16 protein-coding genes are annotated in these 14,929 nt (G+C 69.3%); all 16 read right to left on the bottom strand.

Annotated elements, in window-relative coordinates; translation table 11 throughout:
* Positions 1 to 71 precede the first annotated feature (71 nt).
* The gene (locus tag ACZ607_RS15840; protein ID WP_014154045.1) at positions 72 to 518 is read right to left on the bottom strand and encodes a DUF2550 domain-containing protein; all 447 of its coding nucleotides are present in this window, start codon (positions 516 to 518) and stop codon (positions 72 to 74) included.
* A 142-nt stretch (positions 519 to 660) separates the two neighbouring features.
* On the bottom strand, positions 661 to 1,035 hold the full coding sequence (locus ACZ607_RS15835) for a F0F1 ATP synthase subunit epsilon (RefSeq protein WP_359472776.1): 375 nt from the start codon (positions 1,033 to 1,035) through the stop codon (positions 661 to 663).
* Between the two features lie 109 nt (positions 1,036 to 1,144).
* On the bottom strand, positions 1,145 to 2,587 hold the full coding sequence (atpD, locus tag ACZ607_RS15830) for a F0F1 ATP synthase subunit beta (RefSeq protein ID WP_389637338.1): 1,443 nt from the start codon (positions 2,585 to 2,587) through the stop codon (positions 1,145 to 1,147).
* Entirely contained in the window at positions 2,587 to 3,504 is a 918-nt protein-coding gene (locus ACZ607_RS15825) for a F0F1 ATP synthase subunit gamma (protein ID WP_124274700.1), read from the bottom strand. The genes atpD and ACZ607_RS15825 overlap by 1 nt, the downstream gene beginning before the upstream one ends.
* Positions 3,505 to 3,507: 3 nt before the next feature.
* A complete protein-coding gene (gene atpA / locus ACZ607_RS15820; protein ID WP_469735267.1) occupies positions 3,508 to 5,079 on the bottom strand; it encodes a F0F1 ATP synthase subunit alpha in 1,572 nt (523 codons plus the stop codon).
* A 146-nt stretch (positions 5,080 to 5,225) separates the two neighbouring features.
* Positions 5,226 to 6,041 (bottom strand): F0F1 ATP synthase subunit delta, encoded by an 816-nt coding sequence (locus ACZ607_RS15815; protein WP_469735266.1) that lies wholly within the window; start codon positions 6,039 to 6,041, stop codon positions 5,226 to 5,228.
* The gene (locus ACZ607_RS15810) at positions 6,038 to 6,583 is read right to left on the bottom strand and encodes a F0F1 ATP synthase subunit B (protein WP_469735265.1); all 546 of its coding nucleotides are present in this window, start codon (positions 6,581 to 6,583) and stop codon (positions 6,038 to 6,040) included. Before ACZ607_RS15810 ends, ACZ607_RS15815 begins: the two co-directional genes overlap by 4 nt.
* 42 nt (positions 6,584 to 6,625) lie before the next feature.
* Complete coding sequence (gene atpE / locus ACZ607_RS15805) at positions 6,626 to 6,871, bottom strand: ATP synthase F0 subunit C (protein ID WP_014048348.1); 246 nt, start codon at positions 6,869 to 6,871, stop codon at positions 6,626 to 6,628.
* A gap of 74 nt (positions 6,872 to 6,945) precedes the next feature.
* Positions 6,946 to 7,761 carry a F0F1 ATP synthase subunit A gene (gene atpB, locus ACZ607_RS15800; RefSeq protein ID WP_469735264.1) on the bottom strand — a complete coding sequence of 272 codons (816 nt, stop codon included), beginning with the start codon at positions 7,759 to 7,761 and terminating at the stop codon, positions 6,946 to 6,948.
* 222 nt (positions 7,762 to 7,983) lie between these two features.
* Complete coding sequence (locus ACZ607_RS15795) at positions 7,984 to 8,421, bottom strand: hypothetical protein (RefSeq protein ID WP_469735263.1); 438 nt, start codon at positions 8,419 to 8,421, stop codon at positions 7,984 to 7,986.
* A 263-nt stretch (positions 8,422 to 8,684) separates the two neighbouring features.
* Complete coding sequence (locus tag ACZ607_RS15790) at positions 8,685 to 10,052, bottom strand: MraY family glycosyltransferase (RefSeq protein WP_469735262.1); 1,368 nt, start codon at positions 10,050 to 10,052, stop codon at positions 8,685 to 8,687.
* Positions 10,053 to 10,148: 96 nt separating this feature from the next.
* Positions 10,149 to 11,444, bottom strand: a complete 1,296-nt coding sequence (locus ACZ607_RS15785) for a serine hydroxymethyltransferase (protein WP_469735261.1) — start codon at positions 11,442 to 11,444, stop codon at positions 10,149 to 10,151.
* A gap of 137 nt (positions 11,445 to 11,581) precedes the next feature.
* Positions 11,582 to 12,223 (bottom strand): arsenate reductase/protein-tyrosine-phosphatase family protein, encoded by a 642-nt coding sequence (locus ACZ607_RS15780; RefSeq protein ID WP_469735260.1) that lies wholly within the window; start codon positions 12,221 to 12,223, stop codon positions 11,582 to 11,584.
* Positions 12,220 to 12,867 carry an L-threonylcarbamoyladenylate synthase gene (locus tag ACZ607_RS15775; RefSeq protein WP_469735259.1) on the bottom strand — a complete coding sequence of 216 codons (648 nt, stop codon included), beginning with the start codon at positions 12,865 to 12,867 and terminating at the stop codon, positions 12,220 to 12,222. Before ACZ607_RS15775 ends, ACZ607_RS15780 begins: the two co-directional genes overlap by 4 nt.
* A gap of 67 nt (positions 12,868 to 12,934) precedes the next feature.
* Positions 12,935 to 13,780: a peptide chain release factor N(5)-glutamine methyltransferase gene (gene prmC, locus ACZ607_RS15770; protein WP_099174465.1), complete on the bottom strand. Its 846-nt coding sequence runs from the start codon at positions 13,778 to 13,780 to the stop codon at positions 12,935 to 12,937.
* A gap of 52 nt (positions 13,781 to 13,832) precedes the next feature.
* Positions 13,833 to 14,909 carry a peptide chain release factor 1 gene (gene prfA / locus ACZ607_RS15765; RefSeq protein WP_014154059.1) on the bottom strand — a complete coding sequence of 359 codons (1,077 nt, stop codon included), beginning with the start codon at positions 14,907 to 14,909 and terminating at the stop codon, positions 13,833 to 13,835.
* Between the last annotated feature and the right edge of the window lie 20 nt (positions 14,910 to 14,929).

Genomic DNA, 14,929 nt, shown 5'->3' with positions numbered 1-14,929 from the left:
CCGCACCCCGAAAAAGCGCCGGGGAGACAGGTCCGCCCCCTGTCTCCCCGGTTTTCGCATGCCTGAGATCCTCAGGCCACATTCACTCTCTGGCCAGGCGGTGCCGCCTCCAGCCAGGCGAGGAAGCCGGTCAGGGCGTCCTCGCTCATCGCCAGCTCCAGGCGCGTCCCCCGGTGGAGACAGCCGAGCACGACGGAGTCGGACAGGAGCGCCAGCTCCTCCTCGCCCTCGGGCAGTCGGCGCGCGACCACCTCGATGGCGGAGCGCTCCAGACCGCGGCGCGGACGGGGCGAGTAGGAGAAGACCCGGAACCAGTCGACGCGGTCACCGCTGTACCGCGCGACCCCGTACACCCAGCCCTTGCCGGACGGATCCGGCTCCTCCGACACGTCCCAGCGCAGGCTGCAGTCGAAGGTTCCGCCGGAGCGCTGGATCAGCCGCCTGCGGAGGCCGAAGACGAACAGACCCACAGCGACCAGTACGACGACCAGACCGCCAACCCACAGAGCGAGGACCATCTCCACCGACCTCCTCGCATCGTCGAGTAACGGATACCGAAACCGGCCGAACCGGACTGCACCTGCATCGCCTCAGCCGCGACACGGTCTGGATCGCTCCAGCTCGGGCCGCGGCTGAGTAAAAAACTGCTCGTGGGGACGCTCAGTGCGCCGCCACCGCACGCAGTCGCACGTCCGCGCGGCGCTCGGCGCCGGCGTCCGTGTCGGACTTCGCGCGCTCCAGCGCACGCTCGGCGCGCTGGACGTCGATCTCGTCCGCAAGCTCGGCGATCTCCGCCAGCAGCGAAAGCTTGTTGTCCGCGAACGAGATGAAACCGCCGTGCACAGCGGCGACAACCGTCGCGCCGTCACTCGTACGGATCGTCACGGGGCCCGATTCCAGCACACCCAGGAGCGGCTGGTGACCGGGCATGACGCCGATGTCGCCGGACGTGGTACGGGCGACAACGAGGGTGGCCTCGCCGGACCAGACACTGCGGTCCGCGGCGACCAGCTCGACATGCAGCTCAGCAGCCAAGGGTGGCTCCTCGGGTCACCACCCGGCGGTCGTGCCGGGTGTCGGTTCGATTCTACGGGGCGTGGTGAGGGGGGCGGGACACGCCCACCCCCCTCGGTGAGCCGGAGGCTCAGGAGACGCCGAGCTCCTTGGCGTTGGCCTTGAGGTCCTCGATGCCACCGCACATGAAGAACGCCTGCTCGGGGAAGTGGTCGTACTCCCCGTCGCAGATCGCGTTGAACGCGGCGATCGACTCGTCGAGCGGAACGTCCGAACCGTCCAGGCCGGTGAACTGCTTGGCGGCGTGGGTGTTCTGCGACAGGAAGCGCTCGACGCGACGGGCACGGTGGACGACGAGCTTGTCCTCCTCGCCCAGCTCGTCGATACCGAGGATCGCGATGATGTCCTGGAGGTCCTTGTACTTCTGCAGGATCCCCTTGACACGGCTGGCCGTGTCGTAGTGGTCCTGCGCGATGTAGCGCGGGTCCAGGATGCGGGACGTGGAGTCCAGCGGGTCCACGGCCGGGTAGATGCCCTTCTCGGAGATCGGACGGGAGAGAACCGTCGTCGCGTCGAGGTGGGCGAACGTGGTGGCCGGGGCCGGGTCGGTCAGGTCGTCCGCGGGGACGTAGATCGCCTGCATCGAGGTGATCGAGTGACCACGCGTCGAGGTGATGCGCTCCTGGAGCACACCCATCTCGTCGGCCAGGGTCGGCTGGTAACCCACCGCGGACGGCATGCGGCCGAGCAGCGTGGAGACCTCGGAACCGGCCTGCGTGAAGCGGAAGATGTTGTCGATGAAGAGCAGCACGTCCTGCTTCTGCACATCGCGGAAGTACTCCGCCATGGTCAGGGCGGACAGGGCCACGCGCAGACGCGTCCCCGGCGGCTCGTCCATCTGGCCGAAGACCAGCGCGGTCTTGTCCAGAACGCCCGAGTCGGTCATCTCGTCGATGAGGTCGTTGCCCTCACGGGTGCGCTCACCGACGCCGGCGAACACCGACACACCGTCGTGCAGCTTCGCCACACGCATGATCATTTCCTGGATGAGGACCGTCTTGCCGACGCCCGCACCACCGAACAGACCGATCTTGCCGCCCTTGACGTACGGGGTCAGCAGGTCGACGACCTTCAGGCCGGTCTCGAACATCTCGGTCTTCGACTCGAGCTGGTCGAAGGCCGGGGCCTTGCGGTGGATCGGCCAGCGCTCGGTGATCTGCGCCTCGGCCTCCGGCTCGTTCAGGATCTGACCGAGGGTGTTGAACACCTTGCCCTTGGTGACGTCACCGACCGGGACGGTGATGCCCGTACCCGTGTCGGTCACCGGGGCCTGGCGGACCACGCCGTCGGTGGGCTGCATCGAGATCGCGCGGACCATGCCGTCACCCAGGTGCTGGGCGACTTCGAGGGTCAGCGTCTTACGAGCGCCGGCCTCGGCCGGGTCGTCGACGTCGATGTGCAGGGCGTTGTAGATCTCCGGCATCGCGTCGACGGGGAACTCCACGTCGACGACCGGGCCGATGACCCGGGCGACGCGGCCCGTGGCAGCGGCCGTCTCAACTGTCGTCGTCATTACTTGTCACTCCCCGCGGACGCGTCGGCCAGCGCACCTGCACCGCCGACGATCTCGCTGATTTCCTGGGTGATTTCGGCCTGGCGGGCCGCGTTGGCAAGCCGGGAGAGGCTCTTGATCAGATCCCCGGCGTTGTCGGTCGCCGACTTCATCGCGCGGCGGCGGGCAGCGTGCTCGGAAGCGGCGGCCTGCAGCAGTGCGTTGTAGATACGGCTCTCGACGTAGCGCGGCAGAAGGGCGTCGAGGACGTCCTCCGCCGACGGCTCGAAGTCGAACAGCGGAAGGATCTCGCCCTTCTCGGTGCTCTCCTCCTCGACCTTGTCGAGCGACAGCGGCAGCATCCGCCCGTCGACCGCGTTCTGCGTCATCATCGACACGAACTCGGTGAAGACGATGTGCAGCTCGTCGACGCCACCCTCGGCCGTGTCCTTCTGGATGGACGCGATCAGGGGCTCGGCGATCTTCTTGGCATCCGAGTACTCGGGGCTGTCGGTGAAGCCCGTCCACGACTCCGAGACCTTGCGCTCACGGAAGCCGTAGTACGCGACACCCTTGCGGCCGACGATGTACGTGTCGACCTCCTTGCCCTCGGCTGCCAGCCGCTCCCTCAGCCGCTCCGCCGCCTTGATGGCGTTGGAGGAGTAGCCGCCGGCCAGACCGCGGTCGCTCGTGAGGAGCAGGACCGCCGCCCGGGCCGGGGACTCGGCCTCGGTGGTGAGCGGATGGTTGGTGTTCGAGCCGGTCGCGACCGCGGTCACCGCACGGGTGAGCTCGGTCGCGTACGGCATCGACGCCGCCACCTTGCGCTGCGCCTTGACGATGCGCGAGGCGGCGATCATCTCCATCGCCTTGGTGATCTTCTTGGTCGCGGTGACGGCTTGGATGCGGCGCTTGTAAACGCGAAGCTGAGCGCCCATCGATCAGCCCTCGCCCAGGAGCTTGCCGTCCGAGGTCTCGAACTGCTGCTTGAAGGCGGCGATCGCGTCGGCGATCGACTGCAGCGTGTCGTCGGACATCTTGCCGCCCTCGGCGATGCTGGTCAGGAGGTCCTTGCGCTCGCGGCGCAGGAACTCGAGCAGCTCCGTCTCGAAGCGGCGGATGTCCTCGACCGGGACGTCGTCCATCTTGCCCGTGGTGCCGGCCCAGACGGAGACGACCTGCTCCTCCATCGGGAACGGGGCGTACTGCGGCTGCTTCAGCAGCTCGACCATGCGCTTACCGCGCTCCAGCGACGCCTTGGAGGCCGCGTCCAGGTCGGAACCGAAGGCGGCGAACGCCTCCAGCTCGCGGTACTGGGCGAGGTCCACACGCAGTCGGCCGGAGACCTGCTTCATGGCCTTGTGCTGGGCGGAGCCACCGACTCGGGAGACCGAGATACCGACGTTGAGCGCCGGACGCTGACCCGCGTTGAACAGGTCGGACTCCAGGAAGCACTGGCCGTCGGTGATGGAGATGACGTTGGTCGGGATGAACGCCGACACGTCGTTCGCCTTGGTCTCGACGATCGGGAGGCCCGTCATCGAACCGGCGCCCATGTCGTCGGAGAGCTTGGCGCAGCGCTCCAGCAGACGCGAGTGCAGGTAGAAGACGTCGCCCGGGTAGGCCTCACGGCCCGGCGGACGGCGCAGCAGAAGCGACACGGCGCGGTAGGCGTCGGCCTGCTTCGAGAGGTCGTCGAAGATGATGAGGACGTGCTTGCCGTCGTACATCCAGTGCTGGCCGATGGCCGAGCCGGTGTACGGCGCCAGGTACTTGAAGCCGGCCGGGTCGGACGCCGGGGCGGCGACGATGGTCGTGTACTCCAGGGCGCCGGCCTCTTCGAGGGCACCGCGCACGGAGGCGATGGTGGAGCCCTTCTGACCGATGGCGACGTAGATGCAGCGCACCTGCTTGTTCACGTCGCCCGAGCGCCAGTTGTCGCGCTGGTTGATGATCGTGTCGACGGCCAGAGCGGTCTTACCCGTCTGACGGTCGCCGATGATCAGCTGACGCTGGCCGCGGCCGATCGGCACCATGGCGTCGACGGCCTTGTAGCCGGTCTGCATCGGCTCGTGCACCGACTTACGGACCATGACGCCAGGCGCCTGCAGCTCGAGGGCGCGACGGCCTTCGGTCGCGATCTCGCCGAGACCGTCGATCGGGTTGCCGAGCGGGTCGACGACGCGGCCGAGGTAGCCCTCGCCGACGCCGACGGAGAGCACCTCACCGGTGCGCTGCACCGGCTGGCCCTCCTCGATCCCGCTGAACTCGCCGAGGACGATCGCACCGATCTCGCGCTCCTCGAGGTTGAGGGCGAGACCGAGGGTGCCGTCCTCGAACTTCAGCAGCTCGTTCGCCATGGCGGAGGGCAGGCCCTCCACCTTCGCGATGCCGTCGCCGGCAACGCTGACCGTCCCGACCTCCTCGCGCGAGGCCGCGTCCGGCTGGTACGACTGGACAAAGTTATCCAGTGCGTCCCGGATCTCCTCCGGCCGGATCGTAAGCTCCGCCATCTGGGGTTCCCTGCTCTCCTTGTTGGGCCCGAAGTTTCTCAATGGGGTCTGGGGGCGACCCCCAGGAATCTTCTGCAATTTCTGCACGGCCCAACCGGGCCGCAATTCTTGCTCGTTCAGTTGGTGCGGTGTGGCGCTGCGCGCTGTCAGCCGGCCATCCTGCGGGTGACCTCGTCGAGGCGCTCCGCGATCGTGCCGTTGATGACCTCGTCGCCGACGCGCACCGCGATCCCGCCGAGGACCTCGGGGTCCACGTCCAGGTTCAGGTGCATCTGCCGGCCGTAGATCTTCGCCAGGGCGGCGCCGAGGCGCTGCTTCTGGCGATCGGACAGCGGCACCGCCGAGGTGACGACGGCGACCATGCGGTCCCGGCGCTCCGCGGCGAGCCTGGACAGGGACTCGAGTCCCGCTTCCAGGCTACGTCCTCGGGGCTGCGTCACGAGGCGCGTGATCACGCGCTCGGTGACGGGCCGGGCCTTGCCGCCGAGCAGGCTGCGGAGCAGCGCGCTCTTGGCGGAGGCCGTAGCGCTCCGGTCGGTCAGGGCGGAGCGCAGCGCGACGTCGGTGCCGACGATCCGGCCGAACCGGAAGAGCTCGTCCTCGACGTCGTCGAGCGCACCGGCGCGCTGAGCCGCGGTGAGGTCCGCGGTGTTCGCCAGTTCCTCGACCGCGTCCACCAGGTCACGCGACTGCGACCAGCGGGACCGGACCATGCCGGAGACCAGGTCCACGGCTTCGCCGCCCACCTGGCCCCGCAGGAGCCGTCCGGCCAGCTCGGCCTTGGCCTCGCCTCCCTGCGACGGGTCGGTGAGGACCCGGCGCAGCGATACCTCGCGGTGGAGCAGCGCGGTGACGGCTGCCAGCTCCTCGGCGAGCTTCGCCGCGTCGACCGACGTGGAGTCGGTCAGTGCGTCGAGGCGCTCGCGTGCGGCGGCCAGCGCCTCGCGGCTCGCTCCGTTCATCGGACGGCCTCGGCCTTCGCCTCGAGCTCGTCGAGGAAACGGTCGACGGTGCCGCTCTGCCGGGCGTGGTCCTCGAGGGACTCGCCGACGAGCTTGCCGGCCAGGGTGGTGGCAAGGGTGCCCACGTCCTGGCGCAGCGCGGACGCCGCGGCCTTGCGGTCGGCCTCGATCTGGGCGTGGCCGGCCGCGATGATCTCCTCGCGCTGCCGCTGACCTTCCGCCCTCATCTCCTGGATGATGACGGCACCCTGCTCCTGCGCCTCCTGGCGCAGACGGGCGGCCTCGTGCCGGGCCTCGGCGAGCTGAGCCTTGTACTGCTCAAGAACGCTCTGGGCCTCGGTCTGGGCGGCGTCGGCCTTCTCGATTCCGCCTTCGATCGCCTCGCGGCGCTCTTCCAGAACCTTCTCGATGTTCGGGAGAAGCTTCTTGGCGAGGAAGCCGAAGACGATGGCGAAGGCGATCAGGCCGATGACGATCTCGGGGATCGCCGGAAGCAGCGGGTTCTGGATCTCTTCCTCGGCCGCCAGCTGTAGGGCGTTCACATCAATGCCTTTCGTCGCATCGGGCAGTCGGAATGCCGCGACTTAGTCGACCGGGTAGACGAAGGGCATGACGAGACCGATCAGGGCGAGCGCCTCACAGAGGACGAAGCCGAGGATCTGGTTCGAGCGGATCAGGCCGGCAGCTTCGGGCTGGCGGGCGAGCGCCTGGGTGCCGTTACCGAAGATGATGCCGACGCCGACGCCGGGGCCGATCGCGGCGAGGCCGTAGCCGATGGAACCGAGGTTGCCCGTGATGTTGACGGCGGCGAGGGTCTCAAGAGCGGACATGCCGTTTCTTCCTTCTCTTTCAGAACCGGTGGGGGTTGGCCACCGGACGACTATCGGGGGTGGTGCTGGACTGCTCAGTGCTCCTTGGCGAGAGCACCCTGAATGTAGTTGCAGGCCAGAAGGACGAACACGTAGGCCTGCAGCGCCTGGATGAACAGCTCGAAGGCGGTCATCAGGATGGTCATCACGAACGACACACCGGCGTACGCGATGCCGATGCCGTTCAGCAGGTACCAGCTGGCGATGGTGAAGATCAGCAGCAGCACGTGACCGGCGAACATGTTGGCGAACAGTCGCACGGCGTGCGTGAACGGCCGGATCAGCAGGTTCGACATGATCTCGATGAGCATGACGAAGGGCAGGGCCGGACCGATCGACGGGTCGTAGCCGGAGATGTTCTTCCAGCCGCCGACGAAGCCGTGCCGCTTGAAGGTCAGGCTGACCCACAGGATGTAGACGATCGCGGCCAGCGCCACCGGGAACCCGATGACCGAGACCACCGGGAACTGGGCGAACGGAATGATCGCCCAGAGGTTCATGATCCAGATGAAGAAGAACAGCGAGACCATGAGGGGCACGTACTTCTTGCCCTCACGCTTGCCGAGCGTCTCGTACACCACACCGGTGCGGATGAAGTCGTAACCCGCCTCGGCGACCATCTGGAGCTTTCCGGGCACCAGCTTCGGCTTGCTGAAGGCGGCCCAGAAGAAGCCGACGACGACAACGGTGCTCAGGACCGCCAGCAGCATCGGCTTGTTGATCTCGATGCCGCCGACGGTGAACATCGGCTCGAAAACAAAGGAGTGCAGGCCAGGAGCCGGGAAGCCGCATCCGGAGAAGATGTGGCAGTCGGTCTCGAAGGCGAGCACCGTCGTCGGGTCAGCACTCACCGCGGGCTCCTTCAGCGTGGCGCATAGGTACGGCAACCTCGTTGTGTCGGCGCGGCAAGCAGCCGCTGGTCGGCACTGGACTGGTGTTACGGATGGGGGGCGGCTCAGGCATTACGCCTCGCGAGGAAGCAGGCGCCGATTTTGATGCCTGCGCCCGCTGTGCCGCAGTTGGCACCGGACGATAGCAGGGTCTCGAACGCGCGCTTATCCCGGGCCTACCCCTCACGTCGAAGACCCCATGTTCTCGGGCGTCTTGCCCGCGGACGAGTCCGGCTCGACGTAAAGGATCTTGGTCTTCATGTGGACGCGGATCTGCGCCGCGACCCAGACGAGCGTCGCGGCCATCAACGAGGCGGCGAAGGCCCGCGGGTTGAACAGCGTCGTGTTCTTGAAGGCGGCGACGAAGACGAAGAGCAGCAGCAGCTCGGTCGTGTAGAGCACGAGTCCCATGGCCTGGAACAGGTGCGGCATCGACTTGGCGGTGCGCTGCAGGACGCCGAGCCCGATCCCCATGAAGAGGATCACCACCAGCGTCCCGACCGCTGCGCCGATCGCTCCCTTGCCGCCGGCGAGCACAGCGCTGACGGCGACGGCGACGACACCGGCGGCAGCAGTGGGCACGGCGGTGTGAAGGAGAGTCCGGGCGTCGTTGGACGGCATGGCGGTTACTCCGCATTGCAGGGGGTGGTCAGTGGTCGTCAGGGACGAGCGTAGGCCCGGTCCGAGTCGATGTTTCGGGCCAAAGGACCGTGCTACTCAGGTCCTTCGGCTTCCTCACCGGGCTTCGTGAACGGTATCACAAACTATTTGATGAGGTCTTTACTCAGAAAGTGTGCCAGCTGTCACACATGAGGGTTAACCCGCCCGTGTGTGCAGAACGTCACGCCACATTGCCTGATATAGGGGTTTCTGCGTCGGCGGTGCTAACGCGACGAGTCGGCGCGGTCCCGATCCGTGAAGCGCGAACGGGGGCCGATCGCGGTCGCTCCGTTGACGCCGGAGACACCCACGGCCACCGAGGCCCGTTCCGGCTCCGGAGAGGCCATCTGCGAGCCCTCCGGCCCGTGTTGGGAGCCCGGGGCCCGCTCGGCCCCCTCCTCGCCGCCGGTGGCCTCCCCGGGCCGGCGGCGCCGGTAGCGCGGCGGCACGAAGGACTCGGCCCAGTGCGGGGCGCGCGGGGTGAAGCGGGGCATGAGCAGCAGGACGAGACCCACAGCGCTGAGCCCCACGATCACCAGCACGATCCACAGGGACGCGGAGTGCACGGAGTAGCCGACGGCGCCGAAGGCGATCAGCGCCGACCAGAAGTACATGATCAGCACGGAACGGCTGTGCGAGTGCCCGATCTCCAGCAGCCGGTGGTGCAGGTGCCCGCGGTCGGCGGCGAAGGGCGACTGGCCGTTCCAGGTGCGGCGCACGATCGCGAGGATCAGGTCGGCCGCCGGGATGGCGATGATCGTCAGCGGCAGCAGCAGCGGGATGAAGACCGGCAGCATCGCGTGGGTCGCCTGCCGCTCGCTTCCCTCGAAGAGCTTCATCGCGTCCGGGTCGACCTGGCCGGTGACGGAGATCGCGCCGGCGGCCAGCACCAGGCCGATCAGCATCGATCCGGAGTCGCCCATGAAGATCCGGGCGGGGTGCATGTTGTGCGGCAGGAAGCCGAGGCACATCCCCATCAGGATCGCGGCGAAGAGCGTCGCGGGGGCGGCCGCCTCGATGCCGTACCCGTACCAGAGGCGGTAGGTGTAGAGGAAGAACGCGGCCGACGCGATGCAGACCATGCCGGCCGCCAGGCCGTCGAGCCCGTCGACGAAGTTGACCGCGTTGATGGTGATCACGACCAGGGCGACCGTGAGCAGCGTGCCCTGCCACTGGGTGAGCGCGACCGTGCCCACGCCGGGGATGGGCAGCCACAGGATCGTCAGCCCCTGGATGACCATGACCGCGGCGGCGATCATCTGTCCGCCGAGCTTGATCAGGGCGTCGATCTCGAACTTGTCGTCGAGTACGCCGATCAGCCAGATCAGGGCGGCACCGGAGAGCAGTGCTCTGGGTTCGTTGGAGAGTTCGAAGACCCCGTTCAGGTTGAACAGGTGGTCCGCGACGATCAGCCCCGCGCACAGTCCGCCGAACATGGCGATGCCACCGAGCCGAGGTGTCGGTTCCCGGTGCACGTCACGCGCGCGGATCGCGGGCATCGCCCCGACCGCGATGGCGAACTTCCGCACCGGCCCGGTCAGCAGATAGGTAACCGCTGCCGTGACACAGAGCGTCAGCAGGTAATCACGCACGGGCTGCCCCACAGAATTCGCCGGCCATCTCAGCCCCACACCCTAGTCTCATGAGCGAGGACACCGAGCCACGGGTAATGGTTCCACCTGCCTCGCCTACCCCGGATAGGGCGGATTGCGCTCGGCCAGTGCGAGCACCTCGGCCCGCAGCGCTCCCGGGTCGCCCTCCTCGCGCACGGCGGCGCCGAACAGCTCGGCGATCCGCGCCATGTCGTCCTCGTCCATGCCCTGGGTGGTGACGGCCGCGGTGCCGAGCCGGATGCCGCGCGCGTCCCCGTACGGCAGGGCGCAGGTGTCCAGCACCATCCCGGCGGCCATGAGCCGCTCGCGGGCGGTGCGGCCGTCGACGCCCAGCGGGGCGGGGTCGGCGACGACGATGTGGGTGTCCGTGCCGCCCGTGGTGATCTCGAAGCCCTCGGCCTCCAGGGCGGCCGCCAGGGCCCGGGCGTGCGCGACGACCCGGTGGGCGTAGACCGCGAAGCCCGGGGTCGCCGCCTCTCCGAACGCGACGGCCTTCGCCGCGACGGTGTGCATCTGGGCGCCGGCCTGGGTGAACGGGAACACCGCGCGGTCGATCCGCTCGGCCAGCTCCACGCCGCACAGGATCATGCCGCCGCGCGGCCCGCGCAGCACCTTGTGCGTGGTGGCGCACACCACGTCCGCGTACGGGACCGGGCTGGGGGCCGCTCCCCCGGCGATCAGGCCCATGGGGTGGGCCGCGTCCGCGATCAGATAGGCGCCGGCCTCGTCGGCGATGGCGCGGAACTGCTCGTAGTCGGGGTGCCGGGGGTACGAGATCGAGCCGCACACGATCGCTTTGGGACGCCGCGCCCGGGCGAGGGCGCGCACCTGCGCGTAGTCGATGAGCCCGCTGTCGGGATCGACGCCGTAGCCGGCGAACTCGAACCAGCGCCCGGAGAAGTTGCCGGGAGCGCCGTGGGTGAGGTGCCCTCCGTACGGGAGTCCCATGGCCAGCACCGTGTCACCGGGGCGCAGCAGCGCGGCGTACGCGGCGAGGACGGCCGAGGAGCCCGAGTGGGGCTGGACGTTGGCGTGCTCGGCGCCGAACAGCTCCGTCGCCCGCCGGACGGCGACGCGTTCCGCGGCGTCGGCCTGTTCGCAGCCGCCGTGGTGGCGGGCTCCGGGGTAGCCCTCGGCGTACTTGTTGGCGAGGGGGGAGCCTAGGGCGGCGAGGACCGCGGGCGAGGTGAAGTTCTCGGCCGCGATGAGCTGGAGGGTGCTCGACTGCCGCCCGGCCTCGGCCAGCAGGATGCCGCCGATCTCGGGGTCCTGGCGGAGCAGGGCGCCGAAGTCCTGGGGCAGGGCGGTCACGGCGTCCGGCAGGGGCTTCGGTGGCGCGGCCGCGCGGGCGGCGGGAGTGGTGACCGGCATCGGGGGCTCCGGGCCTGGAGGGGGGTGCGTGGCGTCAGATCCAATGTAGGCCCGCCCCGGGCCGCCTGCCCGCTGCCGGGCGCCCCTCTACGCCGGTCGGCGCACCCCGCCGCGCGGGGGCGTGGGCCGGCCGCGCCTCAGTGGGGGGCGCGTACCCCGGTGAGCGCCGTCATGACGGGGTCGAGCGCCTGGCTGATCTCGTCCCCGATGGAGCGGAAGAACGTGATGGGCGCGCCGTACGGGTCGTAGACCTCGTCCGCCTCCGCGGTGGGGGCCAGCAACCAGCCGCGCAGGGCCGCCGCGGCACGCACCAGCGCGCGGGCACGCTGGACGACGCCCTCCTCACGGGCGTCGGGCAGCGTCGCGGGGTCTATGGCCCGTACCAGCCGGGTGAACTCCTTGAGCGTGAAGGTGCGCAGGCCCGCCGAGTGCCCCATGGAGATCACCTGGGCGCGGTGGTCGCGGGTCGCGGTGAGCACCAGGTCGGCGCGGATCACGTGCTCGTCGAGGAGTTCACGGCCCACGAAGCCGGTGGCGTCGGCGCCGAAGTCGGCGAGGACGACCTCGGCGTTGGCCTCCATGGGTGCGCCCTCGTGCCCCCAGGTGCCCGCGCTCTCCACGATCAGCCCGCCGCTGAGGGGGTCCCCGAGACGGTCCACGAGGGCATGGCGGGTCAGCCGCTCGGTGATGGGCGAGCGGCAGACGTTGCCGGTGCTGACGTGGAGGATGCGGAAAGTGTCGTGCCGCCCCGTTATGCCACGCCCCTCAGGGGCGGTCAATTGGCCACCTCGAGGTCGGGTACCACCTTGCGGAGTTCCTCGACCGTGAGGGCGCCCGCCCGCAGCAGGACCGGGACCTTGCCGGTGACGTCGACGATCGACGACGGGATGATCCCGGGGGTCGGACCGCCGTCGAGGTAGACGGAGACGCTGTCGCCGAGCATCTCCTGGGCGGCGTCACAGGTCTCGGGCGAGGGGTGTCCGGTGAGGTTGGCGCTGGAGACGCCCATCGGGCCGACCTCGGTGAGGAGCTCGATGGCGACCGGGTGCAGGGGCATCCGGACGGCCACGGTGCCGCGGGTGTCGCCCAGGTCCCACTGGAGGGACGGCTGGTGCTTGGCGACGAGCGTGAGGGCGCCGGGCCAGAAGGCGTCGACGAGCTCCCAGGCCTGCTCGGAGAAGTCGGTGACCAGGCCGTGCAGGGTGTTCGGGGAGCCGATCAGCACAGGGGTCGGCATGTTGCGGCCACGGCCCTTGGCGTCCAGCAGGTCGGCGACGCCCTCCGCGCTGAAGGCGTCCGCACCGATCCCGTACACGGTGTCGGTGGGCAGCACGACCAGTTCGCCACGGCGGACGGCGGACGCGGCTTCACGCAGGCCGGTCGTACGGTCGGTCGCGTCGTTGCAGTCGTATCGCCGTGCCATCAGCCGGCCTCCTCGGACATGTACGGATCTGTCGGGTGGGGTTCGTGCGGTGCCGGTGTCCCGGTGGTCACGGCATGGCCTTGCGGGCCGTCGCGAACCGGGGCCGGTTGTTCAGGTCGGGGTGGTCGGCCGCGTCGGCCCAGCCACGCTCCTCGGTGAAGATCCACGGCACCTGGCCGCCCTGGGTGTCGGCGTGCTCGATGACGACGAGCCCGCCGGGGCGGAGCAGACGGTGCGCGGTGCGTTCGATGCCGCGGATGGTGTCGAGGCCGTCCTCGCCGGAGAAGAGCGCCATCTGCGGGTCGTGGTCGCGGGCCTCCGGCGCCACGTACTCCCACTCGGTGAGCGGGATGTAGGGCGGGTTGGAGATGACCAGGTCGACCTGGCCGTCGAGCTCCGGGAGGGCGCTCAGCGCGTCGCCTCGGTGGACGGTGACCCTGGACTCCTCGGCGTTCTTCCGGGTCCAGCGCAGGGCGTCCTCGGAGAGCTCCACGGCGTGCACACGGGAGCGCGGGACCTCCTGCGCCATGGCGAGCGCGATCGCGCCCGATCCGGTGCAGAGGTCGACGATCAGCGGTTCGACGACGTCCATCGCGCGGACCGCGTCTATCGCCCAGCCGACGACCGACTCGGTCTCGGGGCGCGGGACGAAGACACCGGGGCCGACCTGGAGTTCCAGGTAGCGGAAGAAGGCGCGGCCGGTGATGTGCTGGAGCGGTTCGCGGGCCTCGCGGCGGGCGATCGTCTCCCAGTAGCGGGCGTCGAAGTCGGCGTCCGGCACGTTGTGCAGCTCGCCCCGCTTGACCCCGTGCACGAACGCGGCGAGTTCCTCGGCGTCGAATCGCGGTGAGGGGACACCGGCGTCGGCCAGCCGCTGGGTGGCCTGGGCCACCTCGGCGAGCAGCAGGTTCATCGCGGTTCTCCGTACGGGTTCACGAGCGGGGCGGGGCTGTGGGGCAGACGGCTTATGCGGCGGCGAGCTTGGCGGCGGAGTCGGCGTCGACGCAGGCCTGGATGACGGCGTCGAGGTCGCCGTCGAGGACCTGGTCCAAGTTGTACGCCTTGAAGCCCACCCGGTGGTCCGAGATCCGGTTTTCCGGGAAGTTGTACGTCCGGATCTTCTCGGACCGGTCCACCGTACGCACCTGGCTGCGGCGCACGTCGGAGGCTTCCTGCTCGGCAGCCTCCTGGGCGGCGGCCAGCAGCCGGGAGCGCAGGATGCGCATGGCCTGCTCCTTGTTCTGGAGCTGGCTCTTCTCGTTCTGGCAGGAGGCGACGACGCCGGTCGGCAGGTGCGTGATGCGCACGGCGGAGTCCGTGGTGTTGACGGACTGGCCACCGGGGCCCGAGGAGCGGTAGACGTCGATGCGGAGGTCGTTGGCGTGGATCTCCACGTCGACCTCCTCCGCCTCGGGCGTGACGAGCACACCGGCGGCCGAGGTGTGGATGCGGCCCTGCGACTCGGTGGAGGGCACCCGCTGCACGCGGTGCACCCCGCCCTCGTACTTCATCCGGGCCCAGACGCCCTGGCCGGGCTCGGTGGCGCCGTTGCCGCCCTTGGTCTTCACTGCGACCTGGACGTCCTTGTAGCCGCCCAGCTCGGACTCGGTGGAGTCGATGATCTCGGTCTTCCAGCCGACGCGCTCGGCGTACCGCAGGTACATGCGGAGCAGATCGCCGGCGAAGAGGGCGGACTCGTCGCCGCCCGCGCCCGCCTTGATCTCCAGGAGCACGTCCTTGTCGTCACTGGGGTCGCGCGGGACCAGGAGCAGCCGGAGCTTCTCCGTGATCTCCTCGCGCTGCTTCTCCAGGACCTTGACCTCGGCGGCGAAGTCCGGGTCGTCGGCGGCGAATTCGCGGGCCGTCCCGATGTCGTCGCCGGTCTGCTTCCAGGACCGGTAGGTGGAGACGATCGGGGTCAGCTCCGCGTAGCGCTTGTTGAGCTTGCGCGCGTTGGCCTGGTCGGCGTGGACCGACGGGTCGGCGAGCTTCTTCTCGAGATCGGCGTGCTCGCCGATCAGTTCCTCGACCGCCTCGAACATCTTCGGGCTCCTGGTTTCTG

This window comes from Streptomyces sp. NPDC104381 (assembly GCF_055583745.1).
The sequence above is the reverse complement of the archived record's forward strand: the minus strand, read 5'-3'. Positions and strand labels throughout refer to the sequence as shown.

Bases quoted from the DNA above. Each gene is read 5' to 3' on its own strand.
- ACZ607_RS15785 (WP_469735261.1), bottom strand. From the start codon at position 11,444: ATGCCGGTCACCACTCCCGCCGCCCGCGCGGCCGCGCCACCGAAGCCC.
- ACZ607_RS15775 (WP_469735259.1), bottom strand. From the start codon at position 12,867: ATGGCACGGCGATACGACTGCAACGACGCGACCGACCGTACGACCGGC.
- atpA (WP_469735267.1), bottom strand. From the start codon at position 5,079: ATGGCGGAGCTTACGATCCGGCCGGAGGAGATCCGGGACGCACTGGAT.
- ACZ607_RS15795 (WP_469735263.1), bottom strand. From the start codon at position 8,421: ATGCCGTCCAACGACGCCCGGACTCTCCTTCACACCGCCGTGCCCACT.
- atpD (WP_389637338.1), bottom strand. From the start codon at position 2,587: ATGACGACGACAGTTGAGACGGCCGCTGCCACGGGCCGCGTCGCCCGG.
- atpE (WP_014048348.1), bottom strand. From the start codon at position 6,871: ATGTCCGCTCTTGAGACCCTCGCCGCCGTCAACATCACGGGCAACCTC.
- prmC (WP_099174465.1), bottom strand. From the start codon at position 13,780: ATGAACCTGCTGCTCGCCGAGGTGGCCCAGGCCACCCAGCGGCTGGCC.
- ACZ607_RS15840 (WP_014154045.1), bottom strand. From the start codon at position 518: ATGGTCCTCGCTCTGTGGGTTGGCGGTCTGGTCGTCGTACTGGTCGCT.
- prfA (WP_014154059.1), bottom strand. From the start codon at position 14,909: ATGTTCGAGGCGGTCGAGGAACTGATCGGCGAGCACGCCGATCTCGAG.
- ACZ607_RS15825 (WP_124274700.1), bottom strand. From the start codon at position 3,504: ATGGGCGCTCAGCTTCGCGTTTACAAGCGCCGCATCCAAGCCGTCACC.
- ACZ607_RS15815 (WP_469735266.1), bottom strand. From the start codon at position 6,041: ATGAACGGAGCGAGCCGCGAGGCGCTGGCCGCCGCACGCGAGCGCCTC.